This is a genomic window from Pedobacter sp. GW822-FHT03F06, from assembly GCF_058801365.1.
Map to the genome: position 1 here is coordinate 16,333 of NZ_JBXANE010000021.1, position 17,443 is coordinate 33,775.

The 17,443-nt window shown below is 38.8% G+C and carries 11 protein-coding genes; 5 read left to right on the forward strand and 6 right to left on the reverse strand.

Annotated features, from left to right (window positions below; all coding sequences use genetic code 11):
• Positions 1-272 precede the first annotated feature (272 nt).
• The 5 genes from AC1RJ8_RS24680 (at position 273) to AC1RJ8_RS24700 (ending at position 8,393) form a co-directional block, all read left to right on the forward strand.
• Complete coding sequence (locus tag AC1RJ8_RS24680) at positions 273-1,814, forward strand: pyridoxal phosphate-dependent decarboxylase family protein (RefSeq protein WP_492956095.1); 1,542 nt, start codon at positions 273-275, stop codon at positions 1,812-1,814.
• On the forward strand, positions 1,759-4,218 hold the full coding sequence (locus AC1RJ8_RS24685) for a GNAT family N-acetyltransferase (protein WP_492956096.1): 2,460 nt from the start codon (positions 1,759-1,761) through the stop codon (positions 4,216-4,218). The genes AC1RJ8_RS24680 and AC1RJ8_RS24685 overlap by 56 nt, the downstream gene beginning before the upstream one ends.
• A complete protein-coding gene (locus AC1RJ8_RS24690) occupies positions 4,219-5,556 on the forward strand; it encodes a lysine N(6)-hydroxylase/L-ornithine N(5)-oxygenase family protein (RefSeq protein WP_492956097.1) in 1,338 nt (445 codons plus the stop codon). It begins immediately after the preceding gene.
• Positions 5,557-5,729: 173 nt separating this feature from the next.
• Positions 5,730-7,541 carry an IucA/IucC family protein gene (locus tag AC1RJ8_RS24695; protein WP_492956098.1) on the forward strand — a complete coding sequence of 604 codons (1,812 nt, stop codon included), beginning with the start codon at positions 5,730-5,732 and terminating at the stop codon, positions 7,539-7,541.
• A 225-nt stretch (positions 7,542-7,766) separates the two neighbouring features.
• The gene (locus tag AC1RJ8_RS24700) at positions 7,767-8,393 is read left to right on the forward strand and encodes a M23 family metallopeptidase (RefSeq protein WP_492956099.1); all 627 of its coding nucleotides are present in this window, start codon (positions 7,767-7,769) and stop codon (positions 8,391-8,393) included.
• Between the two features lie 179 nt (positions 8,394-8,572).
• On the opposite strand, the gene AC1RJ8_RS24705 is transcribed toward AC1RJ8_RS24700, so the two are convergent.
• From AC1RJ8_RS24705 to AC1RJ8_RS24730, 6 genes are all read right to left on the reverse strand, one after another.
• A complete protein-coding gene (locus AC1RJ8_RS24705; protein WP_492956100.1) occupies positions 8,573-8,965 on the reverse strand; it encodes a hypothetical protein in 393 nt (130 codons plus the stop codon).
• Between the two features lie 107 nt (positions 8,966-9,072).
• Complete coding sequence (locus AC1RJ8_RS24710) at positions 9,073-9,390, reverse strand: hypothetical protein (RefSeq protein ID WP_492956101.1); 318 nt, start codon at positions 9,388-9,390, stop codon at positions 9,073-9,075.
• A gap of 37 nt (positions 9,391-9,427) precedes the next feature.
• Positions 9,428-10,936, reverse strand: a complete 1,509-nt coding sequence (locus AC1RJ8_RS24715; protein WP_492956102.1) for a M60 family metallopeptidase — start codon at positions 10,934-10,936, stop codon at positions 9,428-9,430.
• A gap of 28 nt (positions 10,937-10,964) precedes the next feature.
• Positions 10,965-12,167: a glycoside hydrolase family 27 protein gene (locus tag AC1RJ8_RS24720; protein WP_492956103.1), complete on the reverse strand. Its 1,203-nt coding sequence runs from the start codon at positions 12,165-12,167 to the stop codon at positions 10,965-10,967.
• A 114-nt stretch (positions 12,168-12,281) separates the two neighbouring features.
• The gene (gene lacZ / locus AC1RJ8_RS24725; RefSeq protein ID WP_492956104.1) at positions 12,282-15,446 is read right to left on the reverse strand and encodes a beta-galactosidase, LacZ type; all 3,165 of its coding nucleotides are present in this window, start codon (positions 15,444-15,446) and stop codon (positions 12,282-12,284) included.
• Between the two features lie 297 nt (positions 15,447-15,743).
• Positions 15,744-17,438: an alkaline phosphatase family protein gene (locus tag AC1RJ8_RS24730; protein WP_492956105.1), complete on the reverse strand. Its 1,695-nt coding sequence runs from the start codon at positions 17,436-17,438 to the stop codon at positions 15,744-15,746.
• Positions 17,439-17,443 lie beyond the last annotated feature (5 nt).

Below are 17,443 nucleotides of genomic sequence, written 5' to 3' on the forward strand. Positions count from 1 at the left end.
CAAATAAAATATTTTATTTTTTTATTCAACGCTATACTAAAACGGTTAAGTATTAGTAATTAAACAACTTACTAACAATGTGTTAAAAATATTTTAATTATTATTTTTAATCAATCTAAATAAAAATATACCTTAGCAACCAGAATTATTGTTGAAACCGCTCACCTATTTGAACCGCTCAAAACCAAATGTTATTTGAAAAATATAGCGTGTTATGCCCCTGTAATTTTATTGCCTTTTAAACCCTAATCCTTTGAAAAATTGAAAAACTAATGTTCACATCAGACCTCGAAAAACATGAACTTATTGATTTCCTTACGGAAAGTCCGACCAAGGAAATCTTTCACCACGAAAATGAAGCAGAGTACCTGCATGCAGTAGGAAAAGTTACCCAGGCGGTAAAAAAATTCCTCAACAACAATCAACAGCCTTTTAGTGGTGTATCTCCGTCGGAATTAAGACCGCTGTTTGATTCGATTGAATTTGAAAAAACGCACGACAATTACGATGCTTTGCTTAAAGAAGTTGAACAGCTTTACACCAGCCATGCGGTTGCCTTCCACCACCCTGCCTACATTGCACACTTAAACTGTCCGATCGTGATTCCAGCGGTAGCTGCCGAGGTCATGATTTCGGCCATCAATTCTTCAATCGATACCTGGGACCAAAGTGCCGGGGGTACATTAATTGAACAAAAGCTGATCGAATGGACTTGCGACCAGATTGGTTACAGCAAAAAAGCAGACGGTATTTTTACCAGCGGTGGCACCCAGAGCAATTTAATGGGGCTGTTATTGGCCCGCGATTATTATTCCATCACGGCACTAAACCACAACATTAAAGTAGAGGGATTGCCCCGGGAAGCGGCTCGTTTCAGGATTTTTGTTTCCGAAAAAGCGCACTTCAGTATTCAGAAAAATGCTTCCCTTTTAGGTTTGGGCGAAAAATCGGTAATCAAGATCAAAACGGACCGCAGCTTTAGAATGAATACCGTTTTACTGGAAGATGCCATCAAGCGGGAAATTAATCAGGGCAACATTCCTATTGCCATTGTAGGTACAGCGGGAACTACCGATTTCGGAAATGTTGATCCACTGAAAGAACTTGCTTCTATCAGCAAAAAATACAACACCTGGTTCCACATCGATGCCGCTTATGGTTGTGGCCTACTGCTAACGGATAAATACCGCAGTTTGTTGAACGGTATCGAAATGGCCCACTCGGTTACGGTCGATTACCATAAATCTTTCTTCCAGCCGGTAAGCAGCAGCGGTTTCCTCGTACGCGACAAAAACTTTTTCAACCTGATTACGCACCATGCCGATTATTTAAATCCAAAAGATCATGATGAGGATGGCTTACCCAATCAGGTAAACAAATCAATACAAACCACCCGACGCTTTGATGCTTTAAAGCTATGGTTTACACTACGGATGATGGGTAGGAACAAATTGGGTGGTTATTTTGATACCATTATCGAAACCGCAGCCAAAATTGCCGATCTCTTGCACGCAGACAATGATTTTGAGCTGATGAACGAATCAGACATCAGCGCCCTGGTGTTCCGTTATCGTCCAAAAAATGTGCAGCTAGATGTCTGTGCCATGAACCAGTACATCAAAAAAGCCATGTTTAATCAAGGGAAGGCTTTAGTTGCCGGCACCAAGATTAACCATCAATTCTACCTCAAATTTACACTACTAAACCCGCTTACTACCATCAGCGATATTGAAAACATTATTAAAATCATTAAAAAACATGGAAACGAATACGTTAGACTCAATCAGGCTTCAGCAGATTTCAGAAGAAACTAATTTTAATGCACTTTTAAACAGTTATTGCAGAGAATTCAACAACTGGAGCCGTTATCTAGGTATACCTAAATATGATGAGGCTTTAGCCAATTATTTGGTTGACACTACCGATCGCCTGCGTATCCGGTTCGATTTTACGGACATTGGTTTCGAAGTATATGCACCTTTAAAATTTTATGCTGATAGTGGCAGGCATGTGTTTAATTTCCCTATAATCGAACGTAATGTTGCTACAGATGCAATCAGTCCGATTAACATTTACAGGTTTATGGAACTGGCCATCCAGTTCAGTGCTGAAGAATTTCCGAATGTTGATGCCAACCTGGTAAAACAACGTTTAGCCAACAGCGTAGAAAATCTTGAAGCATTTTTATCGTTCTTCAAACAGAATGGCAGGCCTGCAAATTTTGTTAAAATGAATTTTATTGAGGCTGAGCAATCCTTGTTTTTAGGTCACAATGCACATCCTCTTCCTAAAGGGAGATCTGGCTTTAACGGTAAAGAAGAGCTTTTTAAATATTCACCAGAAACACAGGGTCGTTTCCAGCTGGCCTATTTCCTAATTTCTGCCGAAAATATTGTGGAGAAAAATGCGGAAGGTTTTGACATGACCGATCTTTTCAGAATTGAATTGTTAGATAGTAACCATGCTGAAATCATTCATTTAATCGATCAACACCCTGGCCATAAGGTGGTACCTATGCACCCATGGGAGGCCGAATACCTGCTTACCCTCCCTAGCGTAAAAGCGATGCAGGAAGAAAAGCTCTTGTTTTATCTCGGGCATTTTGGAGAATTATATACACCAACATCTTCGGTAAGGACAGTTTACCATGCATCGAGCGATTGGATGCTTAAATTTTCGTTACACGTAAAAATAACCAACTCGCAAAGGGTAAACCTAGTTAGAGAGCTTCACCGTGGCTATGATGTAAGTAAACTTCTAAAAACCGAATACGGCAAAGCGGCCAAAGCTGAATTCCCTGAAATTGAATTCATTACCGACCCTGCATTTATCACCGTAAATTATAAAGGCGAAACCATTGATGGTTTCAACATCAGTATCAGGCACAATCCTTTTGAGGGAGAAGGGGCCGAAAAAAATGTAACCTTGTTAGCCGCACTTTGTCAGGATGCTTTGTTAGGCCAAAAACCAAGAATTGTAAACATCATTGAAGAAGCAGCGATCAGCAAAAACAAAACGGTTGCGCACACTGCTGTTAACTGGTTTAAACAATACCTGCACCTTTGTGTTGCACCGATTGTTGGGCTTTACAATAATTTTGGGATGGCTTTTGAGTTCCACCAGCAAAATGTGATGGTAGAACTGGATAATGATTATTATCCCGCAAAACTTTATTTTAGGGATAATCAGGGCTTTTTCTTTAGTGATGCCAAAGCCGAGATATTAGAAAAGGTATTGCCTGGCATTGCTGCAGAAAGTGGTTCGATTGTACCGAACAAATACATTATCCCTAAACTCACCTATTACTTACTCATCAATAACATATTAGGTGTTTTAAATGCCATCGCCAGCAACAATTTGGCCGACGAAAAAACCTTGATCGATCTCGTTTACCTGGAGTTTAAACAGTTCGAAAACAGCGATACAACAGGCCTGGTAGATTACATTATTAACCGCCGCAGTTGGGAGGTAAAAGGTAACCTTCTTACCAATTTATGTAATATCGACGAGGCCAGTGCACCTATCGATAATCCGGCTATTTACCGTGAATTTCCGAATCCTTTATCTAAATATTTCTTCTCCGAAAACCTGATCAAACCGAAAACCAAAGAGGTGCTCTACAGCAGGTTTTTCCCTAAAGAAAATGTAACAATCAATATCCGTCCGTTTAATATCGACCGCGATCTGGAAATGGTTCATGATTGGTTTAACCAGGAACATGCCAAACCCATTTGGAAGATGGATGGACCGATTAGGGGTTTAGAGCTATTCTATAGAACTTTATTACCAAACGATTCATCGCACAGTTTTATCGGCGAAATAAATGGCGAACCCACATTTACCATAGAGCCCTACTGGCCTATGCGCGATGGTGTAGGTGCCTGCTACGAAGCTTTAACGACCGATTATGGTGCGCATTTACTGATTGCACCAACAGATAAAGATAAAAAGTTCAGCTTCGAAACCGGTCAGGCCTTAATGGATTTCATTTTTGAACAGCCCGAAGTAGGTAAATGCATTGGCGAAGCAGCTGTTGAAAGTCGCGCGATGCACATTTTTGTAACCAGACTAGGATTTAAATTAGAAAAAGTGATCCAGATGCCTTACAAAATGGCCAATCTTACCTTCTGTCACCGCCAATGGTATTGGGAAAAATTCCCTGAGGCGAAGGCATATGCCATGGCTAAATCATCAGAATTTGAAACGGAGGAAATTTAAATGCAGAATCAAAAAATATACGACATTGTAGGGATCGGTATAGGTCCATTCAACCTGGGTTTAGCGGCACTATGTGCCCCTATTAGTAGCTTAACAACTTTATTTTTAGATCAGGCGAGCGAATTTAACTGGCACCCCGGCATGATGTTAAGCGATGCCACCCTACAGGTTCCCTTTATGGCCGATCTGGTTACCATGGCCGATCCAACCAGTCCGTACAGCTTTTTAAACTATCTTAAACAAACAGACCGCCTGTATAAATTCTATATCAGGGAAGATTTTTTTGTATTACGAAAGGAATATAATGCTTATTGCAAATGGGCGATTAATCACCTGCAAAACTGCCATTTCGGACAGAAAGTAACCAGTGTAAATTATATTGATGGTGTTTATCAAGTAGAAAAAGTTGATCAGGTAACGCAAGCAAGCGAAACTATTTTTACCAAGAAAATCGTACTCGGAACAGGAACAGCCCCAAAAGTCCCCAGCTTTATTACACCCGTTCATAAAAACGCGATACACTCTTCAGCGTATTTAAAGTTTAAATCTACTTTACTAGAGCAAAAAAAGGTATCGATAATTGGCTCTGGACAGAGTGCAGCCGAAATTTTCTACGATTTATTGCCTGAAACGGAGAATGGTTTAAAATTAAAATGGTTTACCCGACCTGATCGCTTTTTCCCGATGGAGTATTCTAAGTTGACACTTGAGCTTACTTCTCCAGAATATGTAGACCACTTTTATAATCTGAGTGATGCCAAACGCAAACAGCTTTTAGGAAAACAAAATTCGCTGTTTAAAGGCATAAACTTCGAACTGATTAACCAGATTTTCGATAAACTTTACGAATTGAGTGTTGATGGAGAAAAAATTAATGCTGAATTGATGCCCAACTGTCAACTGAACAATTTAACGGTAAAAACAGACGGCACATACGAGCTTGATTTTTTTCATATCGAAAGCGAAAAAGATTTTGCCGTTGATACTGATTTTGTAGTATTGGCAACCGGTTACAAATATAACGAGCCTGGTTTCTTATCAGGGATAAACGACCGTATCGCACGTAATGCCGATGGGCTTTTTCAGGTACACCGCAACTATGCTATTGATGTAAACGGAAACGAAATCTTTGTTCAAAATGCTGAACTGCATACCCACGGTTTCGTAACACCTGATCTGGGCATGGGTGCCTATCGCAATGCATCCATTATCAATGCCATTTTAGGCTTCGAAATCTATAATGTAGAAAAACGGATTGCTTTCCAGCAATTTAGCGTAGCAGATGAAATACAGGAAAATGAATTATCTAACGCAGCGCTTCAGTTATCTGAAGATTAAATTGAGCATGTTGGTCGGGATTTAAAATCCAGACCAAACCAAAGATTTGTCATCCTGAGCTTGTCGAAGAACTTAGTTAAATACTTTTGAATGTGTTTCGACAGGCCCAACATGACAGTATTTCACAGAGATCACAATCAACTCTGAAATAACACAAATAAAAAATTAATACTATGAATTACAACAACTTCAATCACATAAAACCCTTAAATAAAGAAATCTGGGATAAAGTAAACCGCAACTACATCGCAAAATCGATCGTAGAGTTGATGCACGAAAAATTAGCCGAACCAATGCTGATCAATACAGATGAACAAGGAAATTCTGATTTCCGCCTCACTACCGATTCTGATGAGATTTATTATACTTTTTCAGGTCAGCAACGTGCTTTAGATTACCTGCATATCGATAAACAGAGCGTCAAAAAATTTGTAAATGGTGAAAGTGTAGCCGTGAACAATGCACCTGCTTTTTATACCGAACTACAGCAAACTTTTGGCATTAAACCATTTACTTTGGCACATTTTGTTGAAGAAACCCTAAATACCTTATATGCCGATGCTTACATTCATCAAAAAGGCAGGTTAACCGCTGATGAATTAGCCAATGCTGATTACCAAACCATCGAACATCAAATGGATGGGCATCCCTGGGCCACCATCAACAAAGGACGTATCGGTTTTAACCATAGCGATCAAGGTAAATATGCTCCAGAAGCTGCTCAAAGAACACAATTGGCTTGGTTAGCGGTACATAAAACAAGAGCAGAATTTAAAAGTATCGAAAGTATTTCTCCATTTTCTTTTTATAATGAAGAACTCAGCTTAAAGCAGGTTTACGATTTTAATCAGGTATTAATCCAACAACAGTTACCACCTGAAGATTATTTTTTTATCCCAGTACACGAGTGGCAGTGGAACAATAAAATCGTATTACAACTGGCACACGATATTGCCCATAATTTAATTATACCTGTTGGTTTAGGCAATGATGAATACATGTGTCAAAACAGTATCCGTACTTTCTTTAATGTAAGTGAGCCTAAAAAACATTATGTAAAAACGGCCATTTCTATTTTAAACACTTCCATTTTCAGAGGACTTTCACCTAAAAAACTGGCTATTGCACCAAAAGTGACGCAATGGGCAAAAGACATGCTTCAAGGCGATGAGTATTTAAAACAGACACGTGTGGTGCTTTTGGGCGAAGTGGCAACAGTAGCCTATACCCACCCACAATACAGTGAAATTCCTGGTTCACCGTATCAATATCAGGAGTTTTTAGGTGCAATCTGGCGCGAAAGTGCTGAAAACTATTTGCTGGAAGGTGAAAACATCATGACCATGGCGAGTCTGCTTTATGTAGATGACAATGGTAAAAGTATGGTACAGGCGTTAATCGAAAAATCTGGCCTGGATGCTGAAAGCTGGTTAAATGCCTATCTGTCTGCTTATTTAAAGCCAGTGTTAAGGATTTTTTATAAACATGCCTTTTTCTTTAGTCCGCATGGCGAAAACACCATTTTGGTGATGAAAAACGGCGTACCCGAGCGCATTATTATTAAAGATTTTGTGGAAGAAATTGTACTAACAGAAGAATCGAAAGCAAAATTACCGAATGATCTGGTAGATGTTTTAAGGGAAATTAATGATGAGCTGGCGCCTTTATTTATCCTTTCAGGGATATTTGATGCCGTTTTCAGATACCTCAGTAACATTTTCCATAGTTATGTGGGCTTGGATGAAAAACAATTCTGGCGTCAGGTGGCAGATGTGATTTTAGAATTTCAACAGGAAAATCCAGAATTGGCTCCTAAATTCCAGAAATTTGATCTGTTTGTGCCCGAATTTATCAGGGTATGCATTAATCGGGTAAGGTTGTTAACCCACGGTTATAGCGAAAGTACTGATGTTCCGGTTCCAGAGCTAATTGGTACCCTGGTTAATCCAGCAGCAGAGGCTTTGAAAGAAGACGTTTTGGCTTAGTTCGCTTTCCAAAGGTGCAGTCAGATGTTACCATCTGACTTTCGACAAATCAAAATGTTTACCAAAAATAAAATAGTGTCAGATGGTAACGTCTGACACCACGGAAAAAAAATAAATCAGAGTTGTCAACTTTCCAGCGAAAGCCTATAAAAGTTGACAACTCTTTTAAACTATAAAAATAGTTTATACCGATAAAATCATTATCTTGCTTTATAAATCTTTAGCATGAAAACATTATTATTTATCTTTTTATCGACGCTTTTATTCGAAACCCCTACGATTGAAAAAGATCGCGATCGCTGGAAACCTTATTATACCGATACTGCTCCTACAAAAACTGCCGATAACTGGTTTCTTCCTTTTGATGTGGCTAACCGTAAAAAAATAAATAATATCAAAATCATCAGCATTTTTGGCGATCATAGAGATAGTTATGTTAAAGGCCACATCCACACGGCTATTGATATTAACCCGACACAGCCTAAAACTAAACTCGTTGATGTTTACGCCATGGCCAATGGAATAGTCTGCTCTGTCCATCTGGGCGAAAACCAACGCACAATTGTTGTAAGGCATAAACTACCTAGTGGACTAACCATGTTTACTACTTACAAACATCTTAAAGAAGTGTATGTAAGCAATGGCCAAAATGTTGATCAAAACACCAAATTGGCCAGGTTATTTACCCCTCAGGAAAGTAAAAAATATGGTGGCGATTATCATCATCTTCATTTAGAAATCAGAAAAAAGTTTGATGATTATGGCTGTGCAAGCTGGCTAACTTTTAATAATAAACAACTGAACGAACGGTTTTACAACCCTCAGGTATTTATAAAAGAACATATCAAATAACTGTAAAGTTAAAAAAGGTATTTCCGAATACACTGAGGAGCTGTTTAAATTTTATTAAAAACAAGATCGTCATTCTGAACTTGTTTCAGAATCTGTTTAGAAAGACCCAGAATTAAATTACCTTCGGTGAGCTCGCTAAGGCTCGGTTCAGGGTGACGGAGTAAATTATTTAGATAAAATTAATATGTAAATTTAGGTTTCCCATTATCGCAGGTTACTCCTTTCGGCTGTATTACCAATGCACAATCAGAATATACACCATATTTTTGATTGTAATCGGCTTGTAGTTTGGTAAATTGTTCAACCTTTTTCAGAAAAGTACTTTCATCTATTTTTACAGAATAAGCAATATAAGCTGATGCGCCTCCGCAGGCTTTAGCTCCGATAGCGGTGAAGTTCCATTCGCCGGCATTTTCACAGGTAAATTGCTGGGCCGATTTTTCAATGTCCTTATAAAGCCTTTCTAATTCCGCCTGATCAACATCCTGCATGGGTTCATTGCGATCAGTACAAGCCCATATCAAACTCATTACCAGTACAATTGAAGTTAAAATAAATACCGTCCGTTTCATTTGTTTAATTTAAACTAAAACGCAAAACAAGACAGAAACGCTACATCCCTTAAGACCTATGCGGTTTACCAGACATATTGCCCAAAACCTCATAGGTCTACGAGAATTTAAAACTTAATTTTTAACGTGCACTTTTCTCTGGCTTCATCATTAATCAGTCCATCAGGGAGGGTAATTCTTAAACCTTTAACGTTCTGTTTCCATTTAATGGTAAATGCTTCATCTTCCATTGTCAACGCTTTCACTTTTAAAATGGCGGTTGACAGCGATTTAATGATCAATTCGCCATGATTGAATTCTAAAAGCTCGATATTCAGTTCGTCTGCTTCACCAGAATAAAAAATAATCGGGTTAACCTCATAAATATGAAGTTGATTTCCGCTTTGTTCGTTTGTGTTTAAAGCAATTTTCCTACTTACTGCCATTACGATTTAGTTTAAGTTAATTAAAAATGGCTTACGGTTAGTTTACCGGTGGAAAATTATAAGGCTTCCATGCACGAAGCACGCTCAGTTCTTTCTGTGTTTCTTCACTTATGCCTACACCCCAGGTATTAAAAAACGGGGCTAAATTTCTTTTCACCACATTAGAATACGTTTTTACCCATAAATCGCGTTTTTGCTGATCGTTTAACCTGCCTATGCTTGGTCCGATTTTTTGGTATTCTTTAAAAAACGCTTTAAAACTTTCCCATCCAAAGCCTTCCTGCATCTGGCGGAACATGATCAATCCTAAAAAGGCATCACTTTTCCATTTTTCATAACCCGCACCTTCGGCAAAATATTTTTTCATCATTTTTTGCGTATTTGCACTTGATACGCCGGTATGCGAATCATCCCGTCCGCCCATTAACCTATCGAACATATAAATTGAAAAGAAGTTATTGCTCACTTCTGTCGTGCCACCAAAAACCCAGTTCAAGTTTTGCATATTGTGCCCAATTTCGTGAAAAAAGCCCCAATTTGCCCCTCCCTTACTTGGTTTCATCAATAACTCAGGATTGGCCATAATTTCGTTCGAGAGCATCTTTCTGGATGGTGAATGGTGGATCATGATCGGATAGCCGCTGTGCATATACCCTCCGCCAATATGTTCATCCGGCACCATCCGTTGAGCCCTATAAAACGGTGCGGGCATATTGGCCAGGTCCAGTTCTCCAAGTACAACTAAATCCCATAGTTTTAATACTTCTTCAGGATTTTTGATGGTTTGCAATACACTATCAGGTAAGGTCAAAATTACATTTTCAGTGGCCATTTCGCCCCAGGGCGCTTTATTATTCTTTAATTGGCCCTCCCAATCACTTTGCGTACTTTTTCCCAATACAAAAAGTGGTGCAGCAATGGCATGGCTAATTTTGAAGTCAATTTTTCTACTTTCAGCCTTAGGTTTAACATTAATATAAATCAGTCCACCGAAAGGCGATGCCAATCTGTTTTTACCAATTACCAATTGCTGTTTTTTGGTGATAATGGGCATTCTGCGCCAATCTTCTTTACCAGCTACCCAATAGTTTAAGCGATCACTATGCGCACCGATCTGCACTTCAAGTTCGTTTACATTGGTGTTTTTGGGTACATCGATCTCAATGTACTCACCAGCTTTCGCATATAAACCTGTACTGTACATGGTCGCGTTATCGTAACCAGAGTAACCTAGGGTAGATACAATTGAGACTAAGCTATCGGCCATTTTTTTATGCTCGATGCTGACCGTTTTATTTACAAACTGAAAACCTGTCTTTACTGTTCCTGGAAAAACCTCAGCTGAAGGTTGGGCTTTGATACGCTTATAATCGCTACTTTTTAAGGTTTCATCGCTCCATTTGGCAATGGCCTTTCTAAAAACCGTGTCGTTTTTTGAAAGTGTGTGCTGTGGTGTAATGACAATTGTTGCGGGGTCTTTTACTGCATCTTGAGCAAAGGAGGTTAAGCCAGTAGCTACTAATGCAAGAGATAATAATGATTTCATTTGTGTTTGGTTTGTTGTTATTTAGGTGTTATATTTTTTTTAGGCGGAAAACCTTCGTTTCGTGAGCAGTTACTTCACCATTCCACTTGTTATTTTTGCCAATTACTTTATGTTTCCATAAATCCCTGATTTCGTATTTATTGGTCAGCCCTAACTCGGCAAAGTTTATTTTTGCATTTTGGGCAATTGTCGATTTATTTAAAATCGCTATGGCGAAATCGCCATTGGCCAATGGGCGAACAAAAACATCCCAGCTATCGGTTTTGATTTTTCTTTCGGCCTGTTTTCCCAAAACATCCTGGTTTAATGCAATTACTTCTTCGTTTGTGAAAATGGTTTTTGCTTCATTGTCCATTTTACGGATATCGCAGCTTGCATATAAAGGCGAATTTAGCATACTGTACAAACTCATCTGGCTTTGATATTCAGCTTGGGTACAACCATTGCCATTAAAAGCCGATGAAGGACCTTTTGTACCGTGTAAGCCTGCCACTAACATATCTCCGTCGTTCCATTTACCTGGACCAGAAAAACTTACCAATGCGGCTGTTTTATCAACAACGTTATAAATACCTACTCCACCTTTACCTTCTACATCATTCCACTTGTCTCTGATATCGTAAGTAGTACGCCAGCTTTGTCCACCAACCTCTGCACCCCAGTTCCAGGGTTCTCGTGGACCCCATTCGCAGATTCCCAATACAATATCTCTACCCGATTTACGAAGCGCCTGGGCTATTTTACCATAACGGGCTTTAGCAGTTTCAACATCCTCTGGAGCATTGCAATAGTCGTATTTTAAATAATCGATTCCCCACGAAGCAAAGGTTTTAGCATCCTGATCTTCGAAATTCAGACTGGCTGTATAACCAGCACAGGTTAAAGGAGCAGCATCAGAATAGATACCCAATTTCATCCCTTTGCTATGCAGGTAATCGGCCAGGGCTTTAATGCCTGAAGGAAATTTCTTTGGGTCGGCAATGATTTTGTTTTTATTATCGCGGCCACCCTGCCAACAATCATCTAAAAAAATATACTGATAGCCTGCTTTCACCATCCCACTGGCAACCATTGCATCGGCCATTTCTTTAATATCTTTTTCGTTCGGGTTTTCGGACATAATATTCCAGCTCATCCAGCCCATTGGAGGTGTAGCAGCTAGTTTTGATTCTTGTGCAAAGCTAAGTTGAGAAAACAGCAACAAGCTAAAGCAGATTTTGATAAGTTTCATTTTATTTTGGTTAGACTTCTGTATTAAAATTTTTTTATCCAAATCATTACTTGGCATAAAGCAATCCGATTGAAAAAGATTGCTTCGTGCCTCGCAATGACGAATAATGGTTATTTAGTTAATCGGTTTGATATAGTAGCTGTACTGGTAATCTTTAAACGGAATCTGGTATTGAATTAGTGGCATAGATCCCCAACTATCGATCCCTTGAACTCCTAATTGCTGCATATCCATGTGTATATAAATCTGATTGCGTTTTACCAGTTCGCCAGAGTGATATTGTTTTTTCTCGGCCTCCGGATCTAAATCTTCTACCGAAAATGGCAACGCATTAAAACTCAATAACTGATCTGCAAACTCGAAACGTAAACCTTTTCCGGCTTTATTGGTAAAAGTTACCCAACGTACGTCGGTTTTATTACCACTTTCTTGTGGACGTGCATAAGGAAAATACTGATCAGCAACTGTTGATTTATAAATTCCAATTAATGATGCTGTTTTTCTATCTACATAATTTTCACCTGGTCCACGACCATACCATTGGATATTGCTGTAATCATTTTTCAGCTGCAGATCGTTACCAATACGCATTAAACTTTTGTAGTTGCCTGTTACGGCTTTAAACTGGTTATTCACTTTAACTGTTCCATCGGTTAATACATTAAATTCTTGTGTGGTTTCTGCATCACCTTTAAGTAGAGACGATTTAACGGTTAGGGTAAAGCCATCAGCGGTTGAATTTACAGTTGATTTAATGTTACTTGTACTGTTATCCTGATAAACATTACGCCACATACGTAATTTGGTATTTAAACCTGCACCAATATCATTGTCGGTTGGTGCACGGTAAAAGCCTGGTTGTAAACCTGAAGCCAATAATTCTTGCCCTTTAGAAATATAGCTTATTAACATTCCTTTAGTTAAATCGAAAGTAATGGTAAAATCGCTTCCTTTAACTACTGCTTTTTCTGCTGTTTGCTCAACTTTTAAAGTTTTCTTGTTGTTGGTATAAACATTGGCCTTAGGCGCTCCCGCCAATGCGATCTGCTCGTAAGCAATTTCATAACCTTTTTCTAAAAATGGTTCAGCTGTTTTTAAGCGGTAATGCACATTTAAGAAATATTCTTTGCCTGCTGCATAATTCGTTCTAAATGGTATGCTTAACAGCTGTGTTTGGCGCGGACCAACATTCAGGTTACTTACCACACCACTTTGAATCACTTTTCCATCTTCAACCAATTCCCAGTTTAATTGCACGTTGCTGATATCTTTAAAGAAATAGCTGTTGTTTACATTGATCTGGTTGGTACCGTTAAAAGTAGTTTTGATATATTGATGTACTTTTTTCAATTCTACGGCCATTGGTGTCATGCCGCGGTAGGCCGTAACCACACCCTTTACGCAAAAATCGTTATCGCTAAAGTTTTCATCAACCGGGCCACTTAGCGGAAAATCGCCGCCGTAAGCCATAATGCGTTTGCCGTTTTTAACAGTATCGATTGCCTGATCTATCCACTCCCAAACAAAACCGCCCTGCAGTTTAGGGTTGTTCTCAATAGCATCCCAATATTCTTTAAAATTACCCAAACTATTACCCATAATGTGGGCATACTCGCTCATGATAAACGGGCGTGTTTCTTTATCCTGTTTCGCATAACGTGGCAGATAATTTGGAGAAGGATATTGCGGAACAATCATATCAGTATTGAAATCGCTCTCTGCCCTTTCGTACTGTACCGGACGGAAATCTTTTCCTTTAAGCCATTGATAAGCCTCGTAAAAGTTAACACCGTTACCGGCTTCGTTACCTAACGACCAGGTAATTACTGATGCATGGTTTTTATCACGCTCGTACATTCTGGTAATGCGCTCAAGATGAGGAATACGCCATTGTTTATCGTTGGCAAAAGTAGTTTCCAAACTGTAGTAACGACCATGCGATTCGATATTGGCTTCGTCGATTACGTACAAACCATATTCATCGCAAAGTTCCATCCAATAAGGATCTGGCGGATAATGAGAATGACGAACTGCATTTACATTCAGTTTCTTCATCATTTCCATATCTTTCTCCATATCGGCATGGGTTAAAGTATGGCCCTGCGTGGCATTGTGTTCGTGTCTGTTCACACCTTTTAAAAATACACGTTTACCATTAACCAATAAATCGCTTCCTTTAATTTCTACCGAACGGAAGCCCACGCGCTGTGGAATTACCTCAATTATTTTATTGTCTTTATCTTTTAAAGTGATGTAAAGCGTGTATAAATAAGGAATTTCTGCCGACCAGTTTTTCACATTACTGATCTGTGTTTTAAAAGAAAGATCGGTTTTATAATTGCCCAACACTTTTTGGATGGTGGTCGCATCTTTCCAAACATGAGTTCCTTTGGCATCAACTAAATCAAGTGCGACATAAAAACTATCTGGGCGGCTGTGGTTGGTGCGCTGATCTATTTTATAATTTTCAACCGCTAAATCTACATTTAGCAATCCGTTGGTGTAAGTGGCATCTAAACTTCCAATAACCTTGAAATCGCGGATATCTAATTTCGGTGTTGAATATAAATAAACCTCACGCTCTATTCCCGATATGCGCCACATATCCTGGCATTCTAAATAGGTGCCATCACTCCATCTGTAAACCTGTAATGCAATGGTATTTTCTCCAGGTTTAACATATTTGGTAATATCAAACTCTGCAGCCAGTTTACTATCTTCACTATAACCTACTTTTTTTCCGTTTACCCAGATGTAAAATGCAGATTTTACAGCACCTAAACTGATAAATACCTCTCTACCGCTCCAGTTAGCCGGAATATTGATTTTCTTCCGGTACGAACCTACCGGATTATTATCTGCCGGAATATCGAATGGCGGGTTCATTTTTGCGCCTGTTAGCTGTCGGCCGGCAAATTCGTATGGTTGATTTACATAAATTGGAAGCCCGTAACCATTCACTTCCCAGTTGGCAGGTACTTTAAAATTATCCCAGCCTTTATCATCAAAATCTACTTTATAAAAATCTGTAGGTCTTTTGCGCGGATCTTTTACCCAGTTAAACTTCCAGCTACCATTTAATGATAAAAAATATGCTGATTTTTCTTTAGCTCTTTTAGTTGCCAAATCCTGGTTTTCGAATGCAAAAGCCGATGCCCGCATAGGCAAACGGTTTACCGAAACCACTTCGGGGGTTTGCAGTTCGGAGGGCAGCTCTTGTGCGCTGATTTGCCCGGCAATAAATAATGATGTTAATAAAATGGTTAATTTTCGCTTCATGCTGTGTGTATAATTTTGTTTGTTGCTCCAAATTACTGATGATTAACTGATAATGATGAAAATGTTTTAGCGCAAACGTTTGAGTTTTAAATATGTTACCGAGGAGTTAATTTGTAAGCAAATTGAATTACAATTTTTATGTTGGGGTAGTTAGCAGCAATTTTTCACCATTAAGCAGTTAAGTAAATTAAGTTCTACGGGCTAAGATGAAGTTTACTGCATATAGTTACCCCCCTAAAACAGAAAAAACCCTTTGCCTCCGTAAGGCGGCAAGGGGCTCACTAACAAAACTAACTACTATTTTAAAAATTCTATTTCAAAGTTTTTAAGGTAAGTTTTACCATCAAAACCAAAATCAGAAAGAATATTTATTTTCATCCAATACAAAGTAAGTGCAGAAACGTCACTTACTGTTGATGGAATGGATAATGTTGATGTTACAGGTTCTACAGCTGTACCAGGAGGATACAAAGCCCCTAAATTTGCCCAACTATATAAACCTGAAAGGGCCATATTATAACCACCAGGAGCCTTATTAAAGAAACTACCCTCTGCACCCTCATCCATTGGCCAAAAACCAATCAGATTTGCGTAATTAGTATGTTTGGTAATATCTTTTAAGCCTAAATTGCTTTTAATAGTTGCCTCACTTAAAGCTGAATTAAAATAAGCTAGATTAGCACCATAAAAAGATGTAGGCGTATCATTATCACCAGTTCTATGGCCTACTCTAAATCCTTCTGTTGTGCTTAAACTTTTTCTGCCAGTAATATTTAATGCGGTTGCATTTTGACGCTTATCATCTATGTACATAATTAAGTTTCTTGTTGTTGAATTGATGTATTCAACCGTCATGGTTAAGGTATGCCAATCTGTTCCGGGAGAATCTGTCGATGATACATCTTGTTTTCCGCCACCTCCATTCAAAGTTCCTCCAGTAGTAATTACCCACTTGCCTCCAGGATAAAGTGCCCACTGCCAACCTGTAATTGACTGACCACTTAGATTAGTACTCTTACTAAAAAAGCTCGAGTAGCCACTTGGAACTGAATTAAATTTCACATCCATCTGCACCGTAAAACTTTTTGTTTCGCCAGCATCGTAAAGGTTATTGTCATTAGTTAAAGTAGCTCTTCCAGTAGCATTGTTGAATAAAACTGGGTTAAAACCTGTTTTCTTTAGTTCATAAGGTTTAAATGCAGGATTATACACTAATGTAAAACCATTAGTAGGGTTGTCGCTACTACCACCGTGATTGCTGGTTATAATGACAAGCCAATCTTCATTTGAATAATTTTTTCTGGCTTTCAGTGCAGTCATAATATTACCAACATATTCATCAGCCTTTATTATGGCATTTTTGTAATTCGCATTAGTGGCGAGGTATCCACCGTTAGCTCCGGCAGCCTCTACTTCTCTTAAATTAACCGCCATTGTACCTAAATTTGTTTGGCTATTCAAGATGCTTATCGTGCTGTCTTTAACCGCAAGGTCGGTGGTTACCACTGGAGAAAAATCGGCATTACGCATATAATTGCGCAAATTAGCCCAAGGTGTAACTAAGGCTGTTTTAACCGCTTTGTACTGTGTTACATAATCAAATACATTACGGTAAGATACAATCGGCGCATGATCATCTCCATTTGGATCTGCAACCCGTTCGAAATTATCGCCACTGATTTGGTGTTTTGAAAAACCTGTGCCTGTTAGCAAAGAAACCCAACCTGCAGCATCAGATGCTGTTTTTAAGGTATTATAGGTGTACTTTGAGTTTTTTTGTAATTCGGTAATATTAGTAGGTGCTACGGCTTGCAACTCAGACCCAGTTAATCCATCAATACTGATAATTAATACCTTACGCTGTAAACCTGTTGATCTTTTTAGGTCTTCGTATACTGGTGGCGGGTTATCGTACTTTTTACAGCCAGAATAAATTAAGACGCTTAGAAGGCCCAATGAAAGGACTTTAAAAATTTTATTATCTAATCTCATGATCT

Excerpts from the sequence above, each read along its gene's own strand:
- AC1RJ8_RS24680 (WP_492956095.1), top strand. The coding sequence starts at position 273 with ATGTTCACATCAGACCTCGAAAAACATGAACTTATTGATTTCCTTACG.
- AC1RJ8_RS24685 (WP_492956096.1), top strand. The coding sequence starts at position 1,759 with ATGGAAACGAATACGTTAGACTCAATCAGGCTTCAGCAGATTTCAGAA.
- AC1RJ8_RS24690 (WP_492956097.1), top strand. The coding sequence starts at position 4,219 with ATGCAGAATCAAAAAATATACGACATTGTAGGGATCGGTATAGGTCCA.
- AC1RJ8_RS24695 (WP_492956098.1), top strand. The coding sequence starts at position 5,730 with ATGAATTACAACAACTTCAATCACATAAAACCCTTAAATAAAGAAATC.
- AC1RJ8_RS24700 (WP_492956099.1), top strand. The coding sequence starts at position 7,767 with ATGAAAACATTATTATTTATCTTTTTATCGACGCTTTTATTCGAAACC.
- AC1RJ8_RS24705 (WP_492956100.1), bottom strand. The coding sequence starts at position 8,965 with ATGAAACGGACGGTATTTATTTTAACTTCAATTGTACTGGTAATGAGT.
- AC1RJ8_RS24710 (WP_492956101.1), bottom strand. The coding sequence starts at position 9,390 with ATGGCAGTAAGTAGGAAAATTGCTTTAAACACAAACGAACAAAGCGGA.
- AC1RJ8_RS24715 (WP_492956102.1), bottom strand. The coding sequence starts at position 10,936 with ATGAAATCATTATTATCTCTTGCATTAGTAGCTACTGGCTTAACCTCC.
- AC1RJ8_RS24720 (WP_492956103.1), bottom strand. The coding sequence starts at position 12,167 with ATGAAACTTATCAAAATCTGCTTTAGCTTGTTGCTGTTTTCTCAACTT.
- lacZ (WP_492956104.1), bottom strand. The coding sequence starts at position 15,446 with ATGAAGCGAAAATTAACCATTTTATTAACATCATTATTTATTGCCGGG.
- AC1RJ8_RS24730 (WP_492956105.1), bottom strand. The coding sequence starts at position 17,438 with ATGAGATTAGATAATAAAATTTTTAAAGTCCTTTCATTGGGCCTTCTA.